Annotated in this window: 12 protein-coding genes; 5 read left to right on the top strand and 7 right to left on the bottom strand. The window is 64.0% G+C overall.

What is annotated here, in order from left to right:
• Together D180_RS03940 and D180_RS03945 are read left to right on the top strand one after the other, a co-directional pair.
• Window positions 1-6,363, top strand: a complete 6,363-nt coding sequence (locus D180_RS03940; RefSeq protein WP_017911759.1) for a DEAD/DEAH box helicase — start codon at window positions 1-3, stop codon at window positions 6,361-6,363.
• A 1-nt stretch (window position 6,364) separates the two neighbouring features.
• Complete coding sequence (locus D180_RS03945) at window positions 6,365-8,473, top strand: UvrD-helicase domain-containing protein (protein ID WP_043090437.1); 2,109 nt, start codon at window positions 6,365-6,367, stop codon at window positions 8,471-8,473.
• A 33-nt stretch (window positions 8,474-8,506) separates the two neighbouring features.
• Here the strand turns inward: D180_RS03945 and D180_RS03950 are convergent, their stop codons facing one another.
• From D180_RS03950 to D180_RS03960, 4 genes are all read right to left on the bottom strand, one after another.
• Complete coding sequence (locus D180_RS03950) at window positions 8,507-9,067, bottom strand: phage integrase N-terminal domain-containing protein (protein WP_017911761.1); 561 nt, start codon at window positions 9,065-9,067, stop codon at window positions 8,507-8,509.
• Between the two features lie 585 nt (window positions 9,068-9,652).
• Complete coding sequence (locus D180_RS24405) at window positions 9,653-10,138, bottom strand: hypothetical protein (RefSeq protein ID WP_232760307.1); 486 nt, start codon at window positions 10,136-10,138, stop codon at window positions 9,653-9,655.
• 44 nt (window positions 10,139-10,182) lie between these two features.
• Window positions 10,183-10,794, bottom strand: coding sequence for an STY4528 family pathogenicity island replication protein (locus D180_RS24410; protein ID WP_232760309.1), 612 nt, complete (start codon window positions 10,792-10,794; stop codon window positions 10,183-10,185).
• 443 nt (window positions 10,795-11,237) lie between these two features.
• Window positions 11,238-12,143 carry an NAD(P)H-binding protein gene (locus D180_RS03960; protein ID WP_017911764.1) on the bottom strand — a complete coding sequence of 302 codons (906 nt, stop codon included), beginning with the start codon at window positions 12,141-12,143 and terminating at the stop codon, window positions 11,238-11,240.
• Window positions 12,144-12,276: 133 nt separating this feature from the next.
• Here D180_RS03960 and D180_RS03965 point away from each other — a divergent pair, with 133 nt between their 5' ends.
• Window positions 12,277-12,729 carry a helix-turn-helix domain-containing protein gene (locus D180_RS03965; protein ID WP_017911765.1) on the top strand — a complete coding sequence of 151 codons (453 nt, stop codon included), beginning with the start codon at window positions 12,277-12,279 and terminating at the stop codon, window positions 12,727-12,729.
• 121 nt (window positions 12,730-12,850) lie between these two features.
• On the opposite strand, the gene D180_RS03970 is transcribed toward D180_RS03965, so the two are convergent.
• Complete coding sequence (locus tag D180_RS03970; RefSeq protein WP_051064773.1) at window positions 12,851-13,693, bottom strand: ATP-binding cassette domain-containing protein; 843 nt, start codon at window positions 13,691-13,693, stop codon at window positions 12,851-12,853.
• A 135-nt stretch (window positions 13,694-13,828) separates the two neighbouring features.
• Between D180_RS03970 and D180_RS03975 the strand changes: the two genes are divergently transcribed.
• On the top strand, window positions 13,829-15,025 hold the full coding sequence (locus tag D180_RS03975; protein ID WP_017907974.1) for a fatty acid desaturase: 1,197 nt from the start codon (window positions 13,829-13,831) through the stop codon (window positions 15,023-15,025).
• 59 nt (window positions 15,026-15,084) lie between these two features.
• Window positions 15,085-15,429, top strand: a complete 345-nt coding sequence (locus tag D180_RS03980; protein WP_017911767.1) for an EF-hand domain-containing protein — start codon at window positions 15,085-15,087, stop codon at window positions 15,427-15,429.
• A gap of 159 nt (window positions 15,430-15,588) precedes the next feature.
• Here the strand turns inward: D180_RS03980 and D180_RS23760 are convergent, their stop codons facing one another.
• Together D180_RS23760 and D180_RS22800 are read right to left on the bottom strand one after the other, a co-directional pair.
• Window positions 15,589-15,999, bottom strand: a complete 411-nt coding sequence (locus D180_RS23760) for a hypothetical protein (RefSeq protein ID WP_148827859.1) — start codon at window positions 15,997-15,999, stop codon at window positions 15,589-15,591.
• Window positions 16,000-16,002: 3 nt separating this feature from the next.
• Window positions 16,003-17,573: RHS repeat-associated core domain-containing protein (locus tag D180_RS22800; RefSeq protein WP_304412376.1), on the bottom strand; the 1,571-nt coding region annotated here is incomplete at its 5' end.

Genomic DNA, 17,573 nt, shown 5'->3' on the forward strand with positions numbered 1-17,573 from the left:
ATGCAACCCCTGATCGTCTCTCAACAGATCACCCAAGGCGTCGCCGACTTTCTGCGCGCGGCCTTCCCGGCCACCACGCCGGGCTTCGACGGCCTGATCCAGCGCCTTCTGGCCGACCGCGACCGGGTGTTCAAGGGGCCGTACCTAACCTTGCCGCTGCCGTTTCGCAAGCAGGCCGATAGAGGCCAGCCCACGTTCGGCTGGCTGCCGCCGGGCTTCATCCCCCATGCCCACCAGGGCCGGGCGTTCGCACGCCTGACCGGAGAGCAGGCTCGATCGACCCTGGTGGCCACCGGCACCGGCTCGGGCAAGACCGAGTGCTTCCTCTATCCAATCCTGGAGCATTGCCGCGAACAACGGGAACTGGGCCGGTCGGGCATCAAGACCATCATCCTGTATCCGATGAACGCGCTGGCCTCGGATCAGGCCAGCCGCCTGGCCAAGGAGATCCTGCGCACACCCGCACTGGCCGGTATCCGCGCAGGCCTGTACGTGGGCGAGGCCCCGGCCGAGGAATCCTCCCGCGTGCAGCAACTGGCCGATGGCGGCTTCTCGATCATCACCGACCGCAACGCGCTGCGCGAGAACCCGCCGGACATCCTGCTGACCAACTACAAGATGCTGGATTTCCTGCTGATCCGTGCCGCCGATGCGCCGCTGTGGGCGCGGCAGCAACCGGACACGCTGCGCTATCTGGTGGTCGATGAGCTGCATACCTTCGACGGTGCACAGGGCACGGATCTGGCCTGCCTGATTCGCCGCCTCAAGGGTCGGCTGGAGACGCCGCCGGGGCAACTGGTGTGCGTGGGTACCTCGGCCACACTGGGCAGCGATGGCGAACAAGATTTGCTGGCGTTTGCCGGCCAGATCTTCGGTGAGACGCTGGATGACCACGCCGTGATCGCCGAAGACCGCGAGCCGGTGGCGGACTATCTGGCGGATGCCGTGGTGGAGTTCACCCAATCTCCGCCGCCGGACGCCGCGTCGGTGCTGGATCCGGCAGGCCATGCCGACTTGCAGTCCTGGCTGGCGGCTCAGGTGCCACTGTGGTTCGGCACCCCGTACAGTGCCGAACAAGTGGTCGATGCGGGCTGGCGCTGTCGGTTGGGCGGGATGCTGAAAAGCCATTTCGCCTTTCAGAACCTGTTGCGCGACATGGAGCGCCTGGGGCCACGCGCCGTAGCGCTGGACGATCTGCTGGCGGTACTCGCGCGCCGCCTGCCACCACACGCCGACACGCGCTATCCACTGCTGTGGCTGGGCAGCCTGCTGGCGCTGGTGGCGCATGCGCGCCAGCCTCGTGGCGTGTCGCTCGACACGGTGCACGGCGAACAGGACACAGCCTTCTTCCTGCAGCTCAAGGTGGAACTCTGGCTGCGCGAGCTGCGGCGCATGGTGGCTTCGTTGGACGACCCGCCTCGACTGACCCATCACGATGACCTGGGCAAGGCCGAGCAGGCACAGGCCTGGTTGCCGGTGATCCACTGCCGCGACTGCCACGCCACCGGCTGGGGCGCGACCTTGCCCAGGACCAGCCCGAACCAGTTCAGCCAGGACATCCAGCAGTTTTACAGCGCCTTCTTCGCCGAGGATGTCAGCACCCGCTTTCTGTTCCCTCATGGCGAAAGCGCGGACCCGAAGGTGTTCGAGCACAGGAAGGTCTGCCCGCGCTGCGGTACCCTGCATGCGTTGGGGCAGACGCACTGCGACTGTGCCGAGGACCCGGTCGCGCTGGTGGATGTCGACGTGACCGCCAACCTGCGCGAAGGCATGCGCAACGGCGCCCGCTATACCCGTTCCCATCATGACTGCCCGTACTGCGGCGGACACAAGACGCTGTCCATCGTCGGTTCGCAAGCGGCCAGCCTGGCGGCGGTGATGCTGGCGCAACTGTTCGGTTCACGTTTCAACCCGGACAAGAAGCTGATCGCGTTCTCCGATTCGGTGCAGGATGCGGCGCACCGTGCCGGGTTTCTCGCGGCCCGGACTTGGCGCTTGAACTTGCGCCCGGCGGTGGCCCAGGTAATCGCCGTGGCGCAGCAGGCAGGGAAGCTGCTGACGCTGGCGCAACTGCCGCAGGCCTTCGAGGACCACTGGCTGCCCGCAATGGGGCAGGGCCATTACCTGGCCAACTTCCTGCCGCCGCAACTGCACTGGCTGCGAGATTTCGAAACGCTGATGAGCGAAGGTACGCTGCCGGCCAACAGCGAGTTGCCGCAGGATTTGCGTCGCATCCTGCCGTGGGTGCTGAATGCCGAGTTCGGCCAGGACGCCCATATCGGCCGCAGCCTGACCGTGACCGGGACCGCCAGCGTGGAACCGCTACCGCAGCTACTGGCATCGGCCGTGCAGTGGATGCTGCCACGCCTGCAGGCCACGCTGGAGCCGCTGTCTGATGTGCCGGCGGATGCCCTGGCGGTATTCCTGCAAGGCATCGTGCAATCCATGCAGCGGCTGGGGGCCTGGCGCGACTCTGGCCTGCATTTCTATGCACAGGTCGGTAACCGGCCGTGGGTCTATAGGCGTAAGCCGGTGCAATTCCAAATGCTGTCCGGCCCGCGGCCGCCACGCTTCGTGAGCCTGGTCGATTACCAGCGCTGCGTCGGTGTGTCGGGCAGCCATGCGAAGTGGTATCGCGCTTGGGCCTTCAAGGCATTGACGCCGCTGCATGCGTTGGCTCTGGGCGCTGACAGTTTGCTGCCGGCGCTGTATCAGCTGGCGTTCGAGGCGCTGGCCGGAGTGGGTTTGCTCGGCGCTGAACAGGCAGACGGCAAGCCGGAGATTCGCGTGTGGGGGCTGGAGCCGAGCGCTTTTCTGGTTTCCTTAGGCAGTCGCACTTGGCGTTGCGACACCTGCCGCAGCGAGTGGCGCTCCGGGACTGAAGTTTCGCTTGCCCGGCAGCCTTGCCGGCATCCCGGCTGCCAAGGGCATCTGGAAACGCTGGCGGAAGGCGATGCAGACTATTACCGCAGCCTGTATCTGCGTGCGGACATCCAGCGCGTGGTCGCTCACGAACACACCGGCCTGCTGCCACGCGGCACGCGCGAGCGCGTGGAGCACAGCTTCAAGTCCGATGTCCAGGCTCCTGGCAGCATCAATGTGCTCTCGGCCACGCCGACGCTGGAGATGGGGATCGATATTGGCGACTTGTCGGCAGTGCTGCAATGTTCCGTGCCGCCGCAGCAGGCCAACTACATCCAGCGTGTGGGACGTGCGGGACGCAGCACCGGCAATGCCTTGTTGCTGACCATGGCAGCCAGTAAACCGCACGACCTGTATTTCTGGGCTGATCCCAAGGAAATGATTGCCGGCGGCGTGCCGGCACCGGGCGTGTTCCTCAATGCCTCGGCGGTGCTGGAGCGCCAGTTGACGGCGTTCACGCTGGATTGCTGGGTGCGCGAACGAGGTCGGAGCGGATCGATTCCGCAGGAGATCCGCATGGTGCTCAGCGCGGTGGACAACGGTGCGACGACGCGTTTTCCCTTCCCCTGGCTGGAGTATGTGGAGGCAAACCGGGCCAGCCTGCTGGATCGCTTCCTGGCGCTGTTCCAGCAAGTCGGCGGGCAGATCCTGACCGAGGCCACCCGACATTGGTTGGCACGTTTCGTCAATGGTCGGCAGGACGAGGAAAGCTCCCTGACCTTCAAGATCATCAGCAAGCTGCAGGGCATCGCCCGTGACGTGGCACAGATCAAGCGTCTGCGCGAGAAGACCGCCAAGGAAGTCGAGAAGCTGGAGCAGCTTCCGGTGCGCGGCGAGGAACAAGAGGAAGAACTGAAAACCCTGCGCCAAGAACGTGCGGCGTTGGCGCGCCTGATCGGTGGGATCGAGGGCAAGGCCACCCTGAACGTCTTCACCGACGAAGGCCTGCTGCCCAACTATGCCTTCCCCGAACAAGGCGTGCTGCTGCGCTCGATCATCGTGCGCGACACCCGCCGGGAAGGACCGCCTGCCGAGCCATTGACCTTCGAATACGAGCGCCCCGGCGCAACCGCCATCACCGAGCTGGCACCCAACAACACCTTCTATGCCGAAGGCCGCCGGGTGGTTATCAATCAGGTGGATGTTTCGCGCGTCAAACCGGAGGCCTGGCGCCTGTGCCGCCAGTGCTCCTATGCCGAGCCTTTGTCGGCAGGCGACCGTCACCAACAATGCCCGCGCTGCGGCGACGGCCAGTGGCGCGACACCGGGAGGGTCCATGAAATGCTGCGCCTGACCACGGTGTTCGCGCGCACGCTTGACCGCGAGAGTCGGATCGCCGACGACTCCGACGAGCGCACGCGTGGTTTCTACGTGCGCCAGGCGTTGGTGGATAGCCCGCCGGAAGCGGTGCGCCAGGCGTTCGCCATCGACAACCCAAGTTTCCCGTTCGGATTCGAATTCCTTGACCGGGTGACATTCCGCGAGGTGAACTTCGGCGAGCAGACGGTGGATGCCACGCCGATGACCGTCGCGGGCGAAGAACTCAACCGGCCGGGCTTTGCCATTTGCTCTGAGTGCGGCACGCTACAGCGTCGTCGCAAGGCAGAAGAGCTTTATCGCAACCATGCCCCCTGGTGCTCACGCCGCAAGACGCCCGAGGCCAGTGCCCAGCAATGCATCTTCCTGTACCGGGAGTTCGCCAGCGAAGGTATCCGGCTGTTCCTGCCCGAGGTCGGATTTGCCGAATCCAAGGAAGCCTTGCTGAGCTTCATCTCCGCGCTGGAGCTGGGACTGAGCAAGCGCTTCAAGGGTGCGGTGGCGCACCTGCGCATCGCTACCGACGTACGGATGGCGGCAGACTCGGAGCCGGCGCGGACCTATCTGGTGATCTACGACAGCGTGCCGGGCGGCACGGGATACTTGAAGGAACTGATGCGCGACCCGGCACCGTTGTTCGAGGTGTTCAGTCTGGCAGCAACCGCATTGAACACCTGCACTTGCAACCAGGATGACACCGCCGACGGCTGCTATCGGTGCATGTACCGCTACCGCAACAGCCATGAACGCCAAGCCATCTCGCGCACGGTGGCGCAGAAGCTGTTGGCACAGATCCTGGAGCACCGCGCAGAGTTGAAGCCCATCGGCAACCTTTCCCAGCAGCCGGACAATAGCCTGCTGGAAAGTACGCTGGAAAAGCGATTTCTTGAGGCACTGCGGCGAGAGCATGATGGTGTCACTTTCACGCTCAAGGACAAGCTCGTCGGCGGTAAGCATGGGTACCTGGTCCAGGCAGGCAGTCGCCGCTGGCGTCTGGAATTGCAGGTGGCACTCAGCGAGCGCGAGGGTGTCGTCGTGCCAAGCAAACCGGATTTCGTTTTCTGGCCCGACGACGGCGTGGACGATTTGCCGGTCGCGGTATTCACTGATGGCTGGCAGTACCACAAGCACATCGTGGCCGACGATCTGGCCAAGCGCATGGCGATAGCCAAGAGCGGGCGGTTCGCTGTCTGGACACTGACCTGGGACGACATTGACGCGGCACTGCGTGCCGAACCGGCCCCGGATTCCACTGCCTGGGACGAATTGCTGCTCGGACCTGCTGATCAGGTGGTCACACGTCTATGCGAGGCTCAAGGCATCGCCTCGTTGGCCGCCTTCCACCGCTTGTCACCTTTTCTGCAACTGCATCGTCGGCTGGCAGCGGGACGGCACGATGCCTTACGCCGCCTCGCCGGCGTACTGGGTATCGCCATGTCGGTGCCACCTGGCGATGACGCTGCCTTGCAAGGCTTCAAGCAAGGCACCTTCCGCTGTCGGCTCGGCGACTATGGCTTGTTACCCGACACCAGCACGCACCGCTGGGGCCATCGCACCTGGAGCGCTGTCGTGCAATGGCTGGCCGGTCTGTCGCCGGAGCAGTTGCAGCAATGGATGACCGGCAAGGCAGCATCACCCGCAGAGCCTGTGATGCTGGTGCAGTGGCAACCGGAAGATATACCGGAGCTCGATCTGCAACGGCGCTGGCGCCATCTCTGGCAGTGCCTGAACCTGCTGATGCCCTTGCGCCATCTTTGGGCAGGCCATGACGAGATGGCTGGCCTGTCTAGCTTCCAGGCCAGCCCTGCACTGCGCCAAGCAGAGCAGACGTTCGACAGTCATTGGCAAACGGCACTGGAGTTGGCCAGCCCGGATGTGCAGGCATGGTTGCTTGCATTGGCGCATGCAGGAGCACGGCTGCCGGAAATCGGCTTCGAATTGATCGACGAACGTGGCCGAGTACTGGCGGAGGCAGAGCTGGCCTGGGTCAGCCTGAAGATCGCCGTACTGCTGACCGATTACCAGGCCGATGCGTCCAGCTTCGAGGCAGAAGGCTGGACGATCCATATCGCAACCGAGGACGCGCCAGCCCGGGCGCTTCTGGATAGCTTGAAGGAACATTGAAATGGCACTTTCACCCAAGATCGCCATGTCGGACGACTTTCTGAAATCGTTCGCCAGGATTCCGCGCCAAAACCAACAGGCGGTGCTGACCTTCGTCGCCAAGTTTCGCCAGAACCCGCTGGCCAGCGGCATCAACTACGAGCGCATCAATGATGCCGCCGATGCCAACATGCGCTCGGTGCGCATCAACGACAACCTGCGCGGCATCATCCTCAAACCAGAGACAGGCGATGTGTATTGCCTGTTGTGGGTGGATCGTCACGACGATGCCTATCAGTGGGCCAGGCGTCACCGCGTCGCGATTCACCCGGACGTGGGCAGCCTGCAAGTCTATGCGGTACAGGAAACGCAATCCCTGACCGAAGATGAAACAACCTTGGCCGAAGCATTCCCGAGCGAGGGCTTGTTTGCGGGCCTGCGCGACCGGGAAATCCGTAAACTGGGCGTGCCGGAGGAACGCCTGGCAGCCGTGCGAGCGGTTGTATCTGAAACCGACCTGGAAGCCCTCGAAGCACAGTTGCCGGATGAAGCCTTCGAGGCCCTGTATCTGTTTGCCGCCGGCGAGCCGCTGGACAAGATACTGGCCGAGCGGGAACCCGCCGAAACGGTCGACCCCCAAGATTTTGGCGCGGCTTTGACGCGCGACAGCACACGTCGCCACTTCGTGGTGCTCACCGACGACAGTGATCTGGAGGCTTTACTGGCCGCCCCCCTGGAGCGCTGGCGCGTGTTCCTGCATCCGAGCCAACGCAAATTGGTGGAAGGCAATAAGAGCGGTCCCGGCAAGGTCACTGGTGGCGCCGGCACCGGCAAGACTGTGGTGGCCATGCATAGGGCCAGGTGGTTGGCCAAGCAATATGCAGACCTTCCAGGACGCCCGATCATCTTCACCACGTTTACCCGCACGCTGGCCGAAGACATCCGTCACAACCTGTCTCTGCTGTGCTCGCCGCAGGAATTGGCCAAGATCCAGGTGGTCAACCTGGATCAATGGGCGTCAGGCCTGCTGCGCCGCTTCGGCTATCCCTATGCGCTGCTCTATGATGAGAAACAGCGACGTGGTTTCTGGCAAGCCGCCTTGTCCGCGCTGCCCGCAGGCTCTGCCTACAGCGCCGCTTTCCTGAGGGCAGAGTACGAGCGCGTGATCCTGCCCCAGGGTTGCGAAACGGCGGAGGATTACATGCGCGCCCGTCGCATCGGACGTGGCGGGCAATTGGGCCGTTTGCACCGCAAGGCGTTGTGGCCGGTGTTTGCCGAATATCGGGCGCAATTGCACGCGGCCAACCTTCGCGAGCCGGAAGAAGCCTTCAGGGAAGCCTGCCAACTGATACTGCAGGAAAAGCCGCAACTGGGCATTCGCGCCATGGTGGTGGATGAGGCGCAGGACATCAGCGCCGCTGCCTACACCCTGATTCGCGCGGCCGTGCCTAAGGCCGAGAATGATTTGTTCATCGTCGGCGATGCCCACCAGCGCATCTATCGCCACAAGGTGACGCTTGGACAGGTGGGGATCGAGGTAAGGGGTCGCAGCCGTACCCTCAAGGTCAATTACCGAACGACCGATGAGATTCGACGTTGGGCCTGCGCGCAGTTGGAAGGTATCGAGATCGACGATCTGGATGGAAGCATCGACAGCTTGCGCGGCTATCGCTCATTGACCCACGGCGACTTGCCGGAAGTCCTTCCATCCGCTTCCTTGCAACAGGACGTGGAGCACATCCTGTCTGTAGTTGAACATGGAAAAGCCGATGATATCGAGGCCAGGCGTATCTGCGTCACGGCCCGTACCAATGAAGATCTGGATGCATTGGCACTAGCCTTGCGGCAACGCGGTATAGCTTGTCTTAGGCTGGATCACGGCACGACGGATGATCCTGCGGAAACAGGCATTCGACTGACCACTATGCATCGCGTCAAAGGACTGGAGTTCGACATCGTCATCCTGGCCGGCTATCGCGGTGCAAGACAGTATGCCGAGCAGTTCAGCCATGATGAAGATGTCGGTGTCACAGACGACACGGAGGTTTCTGAGCGTTGTCTACTGCACGTCGCTGCAACACGCGCCAAGCGGCATCTGTTTGTGCTCGCCCGGCGTGACTTACACGATTGATCCGTCAAATTGCTGGGAACAGTTGATGTGTGCTTAGTCCAGCACCGTCCGCTGCTCCGGTGTCGTGATCGGTACCGTCCGGTCGCGCCCGCCCTTGGCCCATGAGCCTTTGATGGCGATGTGGTCGCCATGGTCGGCATATTGGGGCTGGAACTTGATGGACTCTTCCCGCCGCAGGCCAAAAGCCGCTTGCAGGCGCAGGCTTATGCGGACGTGTGGATCGGTGATCCTGTCCAGCCCATCGCCCAGTTCCTTGGCCTTGCTTTCGTTGGTCACATAGCGGCGTTCAGGAATGCCCAGCTTTGTGTTGTCCGTTGGCAGGATGCCTGCCTTGCCGACCTTCTCGGCCCACCAGCGCAGGTGCGCGATGCGGTTCTTGATCGTGCCCGCCGACAGGCCTTCGGCTTGCCAGCGCTGCAACAGCGCTTCGACATGCTTGCCCTTGAGCGAGGTGGTCCGCATCTGGCGAAAGCCCACCTCGCGCAGTTGGCGGGCGGCCAGGGTCAGCGACCGTTGCCGGTCGGCCTGGGTGGCGTGACTGCCGTCGCGGTTGCGCAGGCAGAGCTGGCGCAGGGTATAGGTCAGGTCATCCATTGCGGTGTCGTTCCATCGGTTGTCGGGGCTGAGAAGCAAGTGGTCAGCGTTTTTGCCAACTCGCCAAGGCGAGATCCCCGAAGGGCAAGGGCCAGGTGCTCAGTTCACCTGTGGCCTCGAATGAGGCGTCCGCCTTGCTTCCTGTGGGAAGGCCGGGCGGAAGAGTTGCAAGGGACTTCAACGCGATGTGCTGGGACGGGTGCCTCCTGTGATGCTGTATGGAAAAGGTGTCGGCAGGCCGCGCGAGGTCGGCCGACCAGCGACGGGTGCCTGGAAAGGCGAGCGCGTGTTGCGGCGATGGCGGGACGAGCCACGCCGAGGATGAGGAAAGCTCTGCCCATGAGTAGGGCGGCACGCTGAGCGAGCCTGGGTGTGCCTGGAATGGTTCCGTCCGGTGGGCCGGGTCGGCGCTTGCAGGAACCTGCGCCTGGGTTCCGGTGTTCATACCCACCGGCAGGTCGTTGCTGGGCCAGTGTGCCGGGGCATCATCACGTGCGCCGCCATCAATGTGATGCTGCGCCAACCCGCATTGTTGCTGCAGTTCGCCGGGCCGTCACTGCGGCGGGCAGTGACGGCCCGGGGTTATTACGTTGCGCCAGCGTGTCCGAGTCCGCCTGCAGCAGGCAGGTCGCCAGGTTGAACCAGATGTCCGTTGCCAGTCAGGTTCTCGATGATCTGCCCGATGGGCTGGGGCGGCAGCTTCAGCATGCGCCGGATCTGCTCCAGATGCCGCTGTGCCACCTCGCGCGACGCAGGCTTTGCGGCTTGGCTGATGGACGATGCCGAAGGAGCAGGCGGCGAGCCATGCGGGCTGTTGTTGATGGTCTGCATAGGTGTCTGCTGCGGAGTGGATTTGCGTGCCGCCCAGAGCTTGAAGACGCCTTCCACGGCCTTCTTGATTAACCCGTAGAGGTAGGCGATGACGTTGTGCACGCCACCTGATTCGCAGCGCACGTCCCACTCGGCCAGCAGCGCCAGGCGTTGCTCCGGAGGCAAGTCCCTGAGACGCGGGGTGAGAACCCGTTGCTGTTCCTGTGGCAGTTGCCGTAAGCGGGCTGGCACATCCGGCATCGATACCTGCACTTCGGGTGATGAGCGGTACGTACGTACTTCTTTTAATACTTTTTTTCTACAGTACGTACTGTTGCTGCAGATGCCGGAACGGGTTTCGGAATGCCGCTGCTGGCTTCGGGCACGAGGGCATCGTGCGTAGTTGAGCCACCAGGATTGCCCGGATCATGGTCATCGTCATGCTGCTGCAGGCGCCTGATCCGCTCTTGCATCGCTGGATGGCGCATTGCCTCGTCGAGAATGGACTGTGCCAGTTGGCGGATCGTCGCACTGGCATGGCCTAGCGCCCGTTCCAGCAGGGGCAGGTAGTCCTCGTCCTCCATGCGGGCGTCGTCGAACGCGAGGGGCTGATTCCGCACCGCGTAGCGGCTGGCCATCGAGAAGCCGGTCATCGGGTTGCGGCGGTACTCGACCAGCGCAATCCACGTGGACAGCCGCAGGCACAGCACGGCCCTGGACACGGTTTCAAGGGCAGCCCGCTTGCTGCCCGGCGCGCTCGGCAGGTACCCGCGCAGCGCGTCGTAACTGAGAACCACGGTGCCGTCGCTGCCGGCCAGCGCACGGAAAGTCAGCCAGGCGTTGCGTTCCAGTGGTGTCAGCCGCTCATCGAGCAACAGGGCTTTCGGGGTGATGATGTCCGAGGTTTGGTGTGACATGGTGAGGCTCCTATCGGTATCGGCCAACTGGCCAAAAGAGCCGTCATCTCACCTCGGCATCACCGCTGCCGCAGCCATCAATCCGAACTGCGTTCCTCCCGTTTTTTCGGGCTGAAGCAGGGCGCAACATCCTTGGTGTTCCGGGTCAGGAGGTGAGAAAATGAGCCTCCGCTACACTCATTGGACGTTGCTGAACGCCGGTGGCCATGTTCGCCGTCCTTGATCAGACCGCTTGCAGGCGTGCTGCACCGGTGACGAGAGTGCGGGGAGAGTCCAAGACAGGCCATCCGCCGCTACCAAGGGACACGCTTGGTATTTGGGTCCAAGAATAGGTCCAAGCGCGTTGCGGGACCATCATGACTACTTTTAAAATCAACGACATGCAGCAGAAGTGCCGCTTCTGCATCGGCAAGTAGCGCGCCCCCGCGCGCCGCCGAGTTCGCTTATGGCTTCAACGCCGCCAGCTGCGCGCGCTGCTCCTGCAGCCACTGTTCGAACTGCAGCGGCGTCTGCCCGGTCAGCGCCTGGTAGTCGCCGGTGACGGTGGCGACGCGGCCGGCCGCGGTGTTCGTGTCGAACGACGCATAGATGCGCGCGACCGGCTCGGGTAGCCCGGCGCCGACCATGCCCTGTACCAGGCCCTCGACCGGCACCGGCACCACCTGGATCTGCACGTCCAGCACCTGCGCGACCAGTGCAGCGATCTCGGCGGTGGTGTAGGCGCGCGCGCCACTGAGGGTGAGCGTGCGCTTGCCGTCGCCGCCGGCCAGGGCGACCGCGGCGGCGCGGGCCAGGTCGTCGCGCGCGATATGGGCGATGCCGCCGTCGCCGGCCGCGCTGTACCAGTGGCCCGAGGCCAGCACCGACGGCAGGCTCATGAACAGGTTTTCGAAGTACCAGTGGTTGCGCAGCACGGTCCAGGAGGGCAGGGCGCTGGCGGCCAGGCTGTCCTCGGTGCCGGCATGGTCGGTGGCCAGCAGCAGCGGCGAGTCGTGCGGTTCCGGGCAGGAGGTGTAGACCAGGTGGCCGACGCCGGCGCGTTCGGCGGCGGCGATCGCGGCCTGGTGCTGCTGCAGGCGGTGGCCGGGGCGGTCCAATGCGTCGGTGCTGATCAGCAGCACGCGGCCGGCACCACGGAACGCGGTGTCGAGCGAGGTGGCGTCGTCGAAATCGCCGTGGCGCACGTCCACGCCACGCGCGGCCCAGGCGGCCAGGCGGTCCGGCTGGCGGGTCATCGCCACCACCCGCGACGGCGCCACCTTGAGGGTATCGAGCAGGTGCGCGAGCACACGCTGGCCGAACTGGCCGCCGGCGCCGGTGACGAGCAGGGAATCGGAAGATGCGGACATGACAGGTCTCCTGAGGAAGGGCGGCGTCGCAGGACGCCATGGTCTGGAAAAGGAACTTGGTCTATCCTAGAGACCTATGCCGGGCTGTAAAGACGGCACTTTTTCCGCCCCTGCTTACCCCGAGGTAACCACCATGGACACCGTCGTACCGCCGGTCGCTGCCTGCGACGCGCTGTTGAGCCAGCAGTTGCAGGACTACCAGCGTGCCGGCATGGCCATCGACCAGTGCCCGGTGCGCGACGTCTTGGCGCAGATCGGCGACAAGTGGAGCACCCTGTTCGTGATGCTGCTGGCCGAACGCCCGCACCGCTTCGGCGAACTGCGCCGCGCGGTGCCGGACATCTCCCAGCGCATGCTGACCCAGACCCTGCGCGACCTGCAGCGCGAAGGGCTGGTCGCCCGCGAGGTGCTGCCGACCGTGCCGCCCGGCGTGGAGTACCGGCTCACCCCACTGGGGCAATCGTTGAGCGTGGTGCTGGCGCCGCTGGTGCGCTGGGCCGCCGACCATCACGCGCAGATCCGCAGCGCACGTGCTGCGTTCGAGGCCGATGCACCGGCGCGGGCGGCGGGCGCCGCGTACGGTTGACGCGTCCCGTACGAGCGGCTTTACCGAGAACGCCCGGTCGCGGCGGAAGCCGCACATACGGACATTCCCGCATTACCCGCCACCCCGACGGCCTCAAACGCCCGAATTCGGCAACCGCGGATCAGCTCTCCGCAACCACCCGCGCGCTGTAGCCGTCGCCGTCGCGCTGCACCCGTACCGGTCCGCCGAACACCGCCGACAACGGCGCATCGGCCAGCAGTTCCTCGCGCGCGCCGTCGGCGTACACCTGGCCCTCGCGCAACAGGATCACCCGTGCGATTTCCGGCACGATCTCTTCGATGTGGTGGGTGACCAGCACCAGGGTGATGCCCTGGCGGGCGAGGTCGCGCATCGTCGCCAGCAAGTGCTCGCGCGCGACCAGGTCCAGGCCGGTACTGGGTTCGTCCAGCAGCAGCGCCTGCGGCCGATTGACCAGGGCGCGCGCGATCAGCACGCGCCGGGTCTCGCCGGCCGACAGTTCGGCATAGGGCCGCCGCAACAGCGGCAACGCGTGCGCCGCCTGCAGCGCGTCGCGCGCGCGGCCGCGCATCGCGTCGGTCACCTCGCGGTGCGGCGGCACCACATAGCTGGCGAAGAATCCGGACAGCACCGCGCTTTCCACGTCCAGCCCGGGCATGTCGGCGAGATTGACGCTGAGGTCGCCGGTGACGATGCCCAACTGGCTGCGCAGCCGGTCCACCTGCCAGCGGCTCTGGCCGAGCACCCGCACCGCCGGCTCCTCGCCAGCGCGCGCCAGCGGATACAACTCGCGGGTGATGAGCTTGATGAACGAGGATTTGCCGCAGCCGTTCGGGCCGAGGATCGCGGTGTGCTGGCCGAGTGCGATGCGCAGGCTCAGCGAATGCAGTACGCGGACCTGGCCGCGGACGACGCTGGCGCGATCGAGTTCGATCAACGGCGTGGCCGCTGGCACGGGGGTTGCTTGGGAAGAGGCGGCTGACATGGAACCGAAACCGTTCTGTGATCGGAAGCGCTTGGCGGCTGAATACCATACGCGAGCGCCGGGTGAAGTTTGCGCCCGCAACCCCCATCATGTCGTCATCCCCTCACGCCGTCTTACGCTCTGGAGCTTCTGGCAATGTTCGACGCGATCCTCGACTTCCTCGGCAACGGCCTGCTCGGCGTCGGCTGGTGGGGCATGCTGGCCGTGCTGCTGCTGTTCACCCAGCTCACCATCTTCGCGGTGACGCTGTATCTGCACCGCAGTCAGGCGCATCGCGGCGTGGACTTCCATCCGCTGCTGTCGCACTTCTTCCGCTTCTGGACCTGGTTCACCACCTCGATGATCACCAAGGAGTGGGTGGCGATCCATCGCAAGCACCACGCCAAGGTGGAGACCGAGGAAGACCCGCACAGCCCGCAGACCAAGGGCATCGCCCGCGTGTTCTGGCGCGGCGTGGAGCTGTACCGCGAAGCGCGCACCCAGCGTGGCGACATCGAGCAGTACGGCAAGGGCGCGCCGGACGACTGGATCGAGCGGCACCTGTATACCCCGTACGCGAACCTGGGGCCGGTGGCGCTGTTCGCGGTCAACTTCGCGCTGTTCGGCCTGCCCGGCATCGCGCTGTGGGCGCTGCAGATGGCGTGGATCCCGTTCTGGGCCGCCGGCGTGATCAACGGCCTGGGCCACTGGTGGGGCTACCGCAACTTCGAGTCCGCCGACACCTCGACCAACCTGACCCCGTGGGCGCTGTGGATCGGTGGCGAAGAACTGCACAACAACCACCATGCCTTCCCCAGCTCGGCGCGTTTCTCGATGCGCCGTTGGGAACTGGATATCGGCTGGATCGCGATCCGCGCGCTGGCCGCGCTGCGCCTGGCCAAGATCCTGCGCGTGGCGCCGACCCTGGACGTGCGCCCGAACATCGCCGTGCCCGACGCCGACACCCTGCGCGCGCTGCTGTCGCATCGCTTCCAGGCGATGACCGATTACCAGCGCAACGTGTTCAAGCCCGCGCTCAAGGAAGAAGCCGCGCAGGCCGGCGCCAAGCTGCGCAAGCTGCTGCCGCGGCGCCTGCGCAAGGGCCTGGTCGACGACGGCCGCTGGCTCAAGCCCGACGCGCGCGAACAGCTGCAGCACTGGGTGGCGCAGCGGCCGCGCATGCGCACGCTGGTCGAGCATCGCGCCCGCCTGGCGGCCCTGCTGGAAGCGCGCACCCATGACGCCAGCGAACGCCTCAAGCACCTGCAGGCCTGGTGCCATGACGCCGAAGCCAGCGGCATCGCCGCGCTGCAGGCCTACGCCGCGCGGCTGAAGGGCTACGCCCTGGCATGAGCCGCGGCGCACCGCGTCCCCTGCCGCACGAACGCCGCCTTGTGCGGCGTTCGTCGTTGATGGCCGGGCTGACGCTGGGCATCGCGTGCGTCGCGACCGTGGCCGGCATCGGCGATGTGCAGGCGCAGGCGATCGACAGCACCGCCGGCTACCTGCAGCGCATGGACCGAGACGGCGACGGCCGCGTCAGCCTGGACGAATACCTGGCCTGGATGAGCTACGCCTTCGACGCGCGCGACCGCGACCACGACGGCGTCCTCAGCCCCGCCGAACTGCCCGGCGGTCGTGGCCCGCCGATCACCCGCGCACAGCACCTGGCCACCCTGACCGCCCGCTTTCGCAAGCAGGACACCAACGGCGACGGCTACCTCAGCGCGCGGGAGTTGGCGGCGCCGCCGCAGTAGGGGATAGCTCTGATGGTACGGCTTCTATTGCCGAGCTGGTTGCGCAAACCGATGCATCCCATCGATCTGAGCATCGCCATCGTCGATATGCATACATCTCGATGCAGCCTGCCTGGCGGATAGTGATGCCTGTAGGCACGGCTTAGTCACGGCGCCGGCTTAGGAGATTCTGGTTGCAGGCTCCTTTCCCTGACTAGATAACGGCGCTTTGGACCAGCGCTTTCCTGTTCGAGACCACAGGAAGTAAGTCGCCACAATCTCCAACACCTGCCACCACCAATATGCGCCACCCGTATGCGCATTCATCACAGACACCACAAAATGCAAGAAAATCAGCGCCGGCAGGCACAGGAAGACGGCGATAACAAAGTGGGACCATGTCTGCGCCTTACTGAGCGAAAAGGCAAGATAAAAACATAGCGTTATTCCTGGAAAGAAAATCAGGTAGCGAAAATAGTCTCCAATGGGTGCATTATTAAATAAGTGCCTGTTAGCAAAAAAACTATCTAGGCCGATAACAAAAAAAAGCAAGAAAGAAAGAACTACGGGAATCCACTTTAGGATATTCATTAACTACCATCCTGTCTCGCATTCGTTGTCGCGGGAAGCGCCAAAGGGCGTTTTCCCAATAATTTCTTGTAGGATCCCTTCAGATCCATCACCAACCTGCGGAACATAATTTGGATATACTCCTCTTGGCCACAAGGAGCCCCCATAAAAGAGGGGGCTAATTCCCGCCTCCTGAAAAACTTTATAGTGGTATTCATCGATGAAGTTGCCATACGGCTCTCTTACAACACGGCCTTGCTCGTCACGAATTGAATAACGCCTGTCTTCACGAGCTAAGCCATTTCTAATTTTTGTTAATATAACACTTGCTGAGTCGGATGTCCGATTTGTAGCCCATGCATGAATAATGCCAGCTCTTATTGCCTCGTTAATGACTAGGTTTTCACCCTTGCATGTTCTGGCTGCTCGTTTGTAGTAAAGAGATCCAGTTTGTCTATAAAGAGATTCATAGTAGCTGCATATAGATTTATCGCCTGGCCCATCAAAATCCCACTTCTTAAGACCTTTGGGGTCGTAATTATTTAGTGGATATGAATCCACATAAGAAAAAGTCGAAATGCCACCTTCTAGCCCAATCGGATCACTCTGCACATACCGGCCAGTGCCAGGCTCATAGTCGCGGAAATAATTCTGGTTGAGTCCACTCAACGCATCGTAGCGCTGCCCAGGAAAGCGCATGTCGAACACGAAGGCCGTGCCGTCCTTGTCCGGATCCTGGTCCGGCGCGGTGGTGCCGAAGGCTTCGCCCTTCAGATCCCAGCGCCAGATCGCCACGTCGCGAACCGGATCGATCACCGCGCGCGGCGTGCCCAGGTGGTCCGCCTGCACGTAGCGTAGCGTGGTCTTTGCCAGCACGCCGACCGGCAGATCGTCCAGCCAGATCGCCTGCTGCACGACGGCGCCGTTGTTGTCGTAGTCGCCCAGCCAGTGACCGCTCTCGTCGTAGAGGGTGTAGGTATTGGTCTTGCCCACTCGTCGTACCTGCTCGCCACGGCCGTTGTAGGCGTAGTTCGCCACGGTGGTGCCACTGCGCTTGACCTGTGTCAGCCGGCCGTTGGCGCCGTATACGTACTGCACGGCCGTGCCGCCGATCGCGGTGGTGTTGCCGGCCGCGTCATAGTTGCGTGCGGTACCGGCCACGCTGCTCAAACGGTGGCTGGTGGTCGGATAGCTGTAGGTCTGCGTGGCGGTGTTGACCTTGGCACTCAGGCGGTTGCCGGTGGCATCGTAGGTGTAGCCGTCGATCACCGTATCGGTCGGACCATCCTTGAACGCGGTCAGCCGGCCCAGCGGGTCGTAGTCCAGTTTGATCACCGGCGCGGTATTGCCGGGCGCGGTCAGCGCGCTGAGGTTGCCGACCGGGTCGAAGGCGAAGCCCACCGCCAGGCCATCGCTACGGGTGTCGTTGACCGCCAGCGGGCGGTAGTCCTGGTCCAGCACGCGCTGCATCGGACGGCCGTTGCCGTAGGTCCAGCCGGCGACCGGGCCGAACGGATAATAGGTGGCTTGATTCAGCAACACCTGACGGGTGCCGCCAGGCGGGGTCACGCCGACCTCGGTGGTCTGGCCCTGGG

The sequence above is a fragment of the Xanthomonas sp. SHU 166 genome, from assembly GCF_000364685.1.
Lineage (GTDB): Bacteria > Pseudomonadota > Gammaproteobacteria > Xanthomonadales > Xanthomonadaceae > Xanthomonas_A > Xanthomonas_A sontii.

Bases quoted from the DNA above. Each gene is read 5' to 3' on its own strand.
- D180_RS03940 (WP_017911759.1), top strand. From the start codon at position 1: ATGCAACCCCTGATCGTCTCTCAACAGATCACCCAAGGCGTCGCCGAC.
- D180_RS03945 (WP_043090437.1), top strand. From the start codon at position 6,365: ATGGCACTTTCACCCAAGATCGCCATGTCGGACGACTTTCTGAAATCG.
- D180_RS03950 (WP_017911761.1), bottom strand. From the start codon at position 9,067: ATGGATGACCTGACCTATACCCTGCGCCAGCTCTGCCTGCGCAACCGC.
- D180_RS24405 (WP_232760307.1), bottom strand. From the start codon at position 10,138: ATGCCGGATGTGCCAGCCCGCTTACGGCAACTGCCACAGGAACAGCAA.
- D180_RS24410 (WP_232760309.1), bottom strand. From the start codon at position 10,794: ATGTCACACCAAACCTCGGACATCATCACCCCGAAAGCCCTGTTGCTC.
- D180_RS03960 (WP_017911764.1), bottom strand. From the start codon at position 12,143: ATGTCCGCATCTTCCGATTCCCTGCTCGTCACCGGCGCCGGCGGCCAG.
- D180_RS03965 (WP_017911765.1), top strand. From the start codon at position 12,277: ATGGACACCGTCGTACCGCCGGTCGCTGCCTGCGACGCGCTGTTGAGC.
- D180_RS03970 (WP_051064773.1), bottom strand. From the start codon at position 13,693: ATGTCAGCCGCCTCTTCCCAAGCAACCCCCGTGCCAGCGGCCACGCCG.
- D180_RS03975 (WP_017907974.1), top strand. From the start codon at position 13,829: ATGTTCGACGCGATCCTCGACTTCCTCGGCAACGGCCTGCTCGGCGTC.
- D180_RS03980 (WP_017911767.1), top strand. From the start codon at position 15,085: ATGGCCGGGCTGACGCTGGGCATCGCGTGCGTCGCGACCGTGGCCGGC.
- D180_RS23760 (WP_148827859.1), bottom strand. From the start codon at position 15,999: ATGAATATCCTAAAGTGGATTCCCGTAGTTCTTTCTTTCTTGCTTTTT.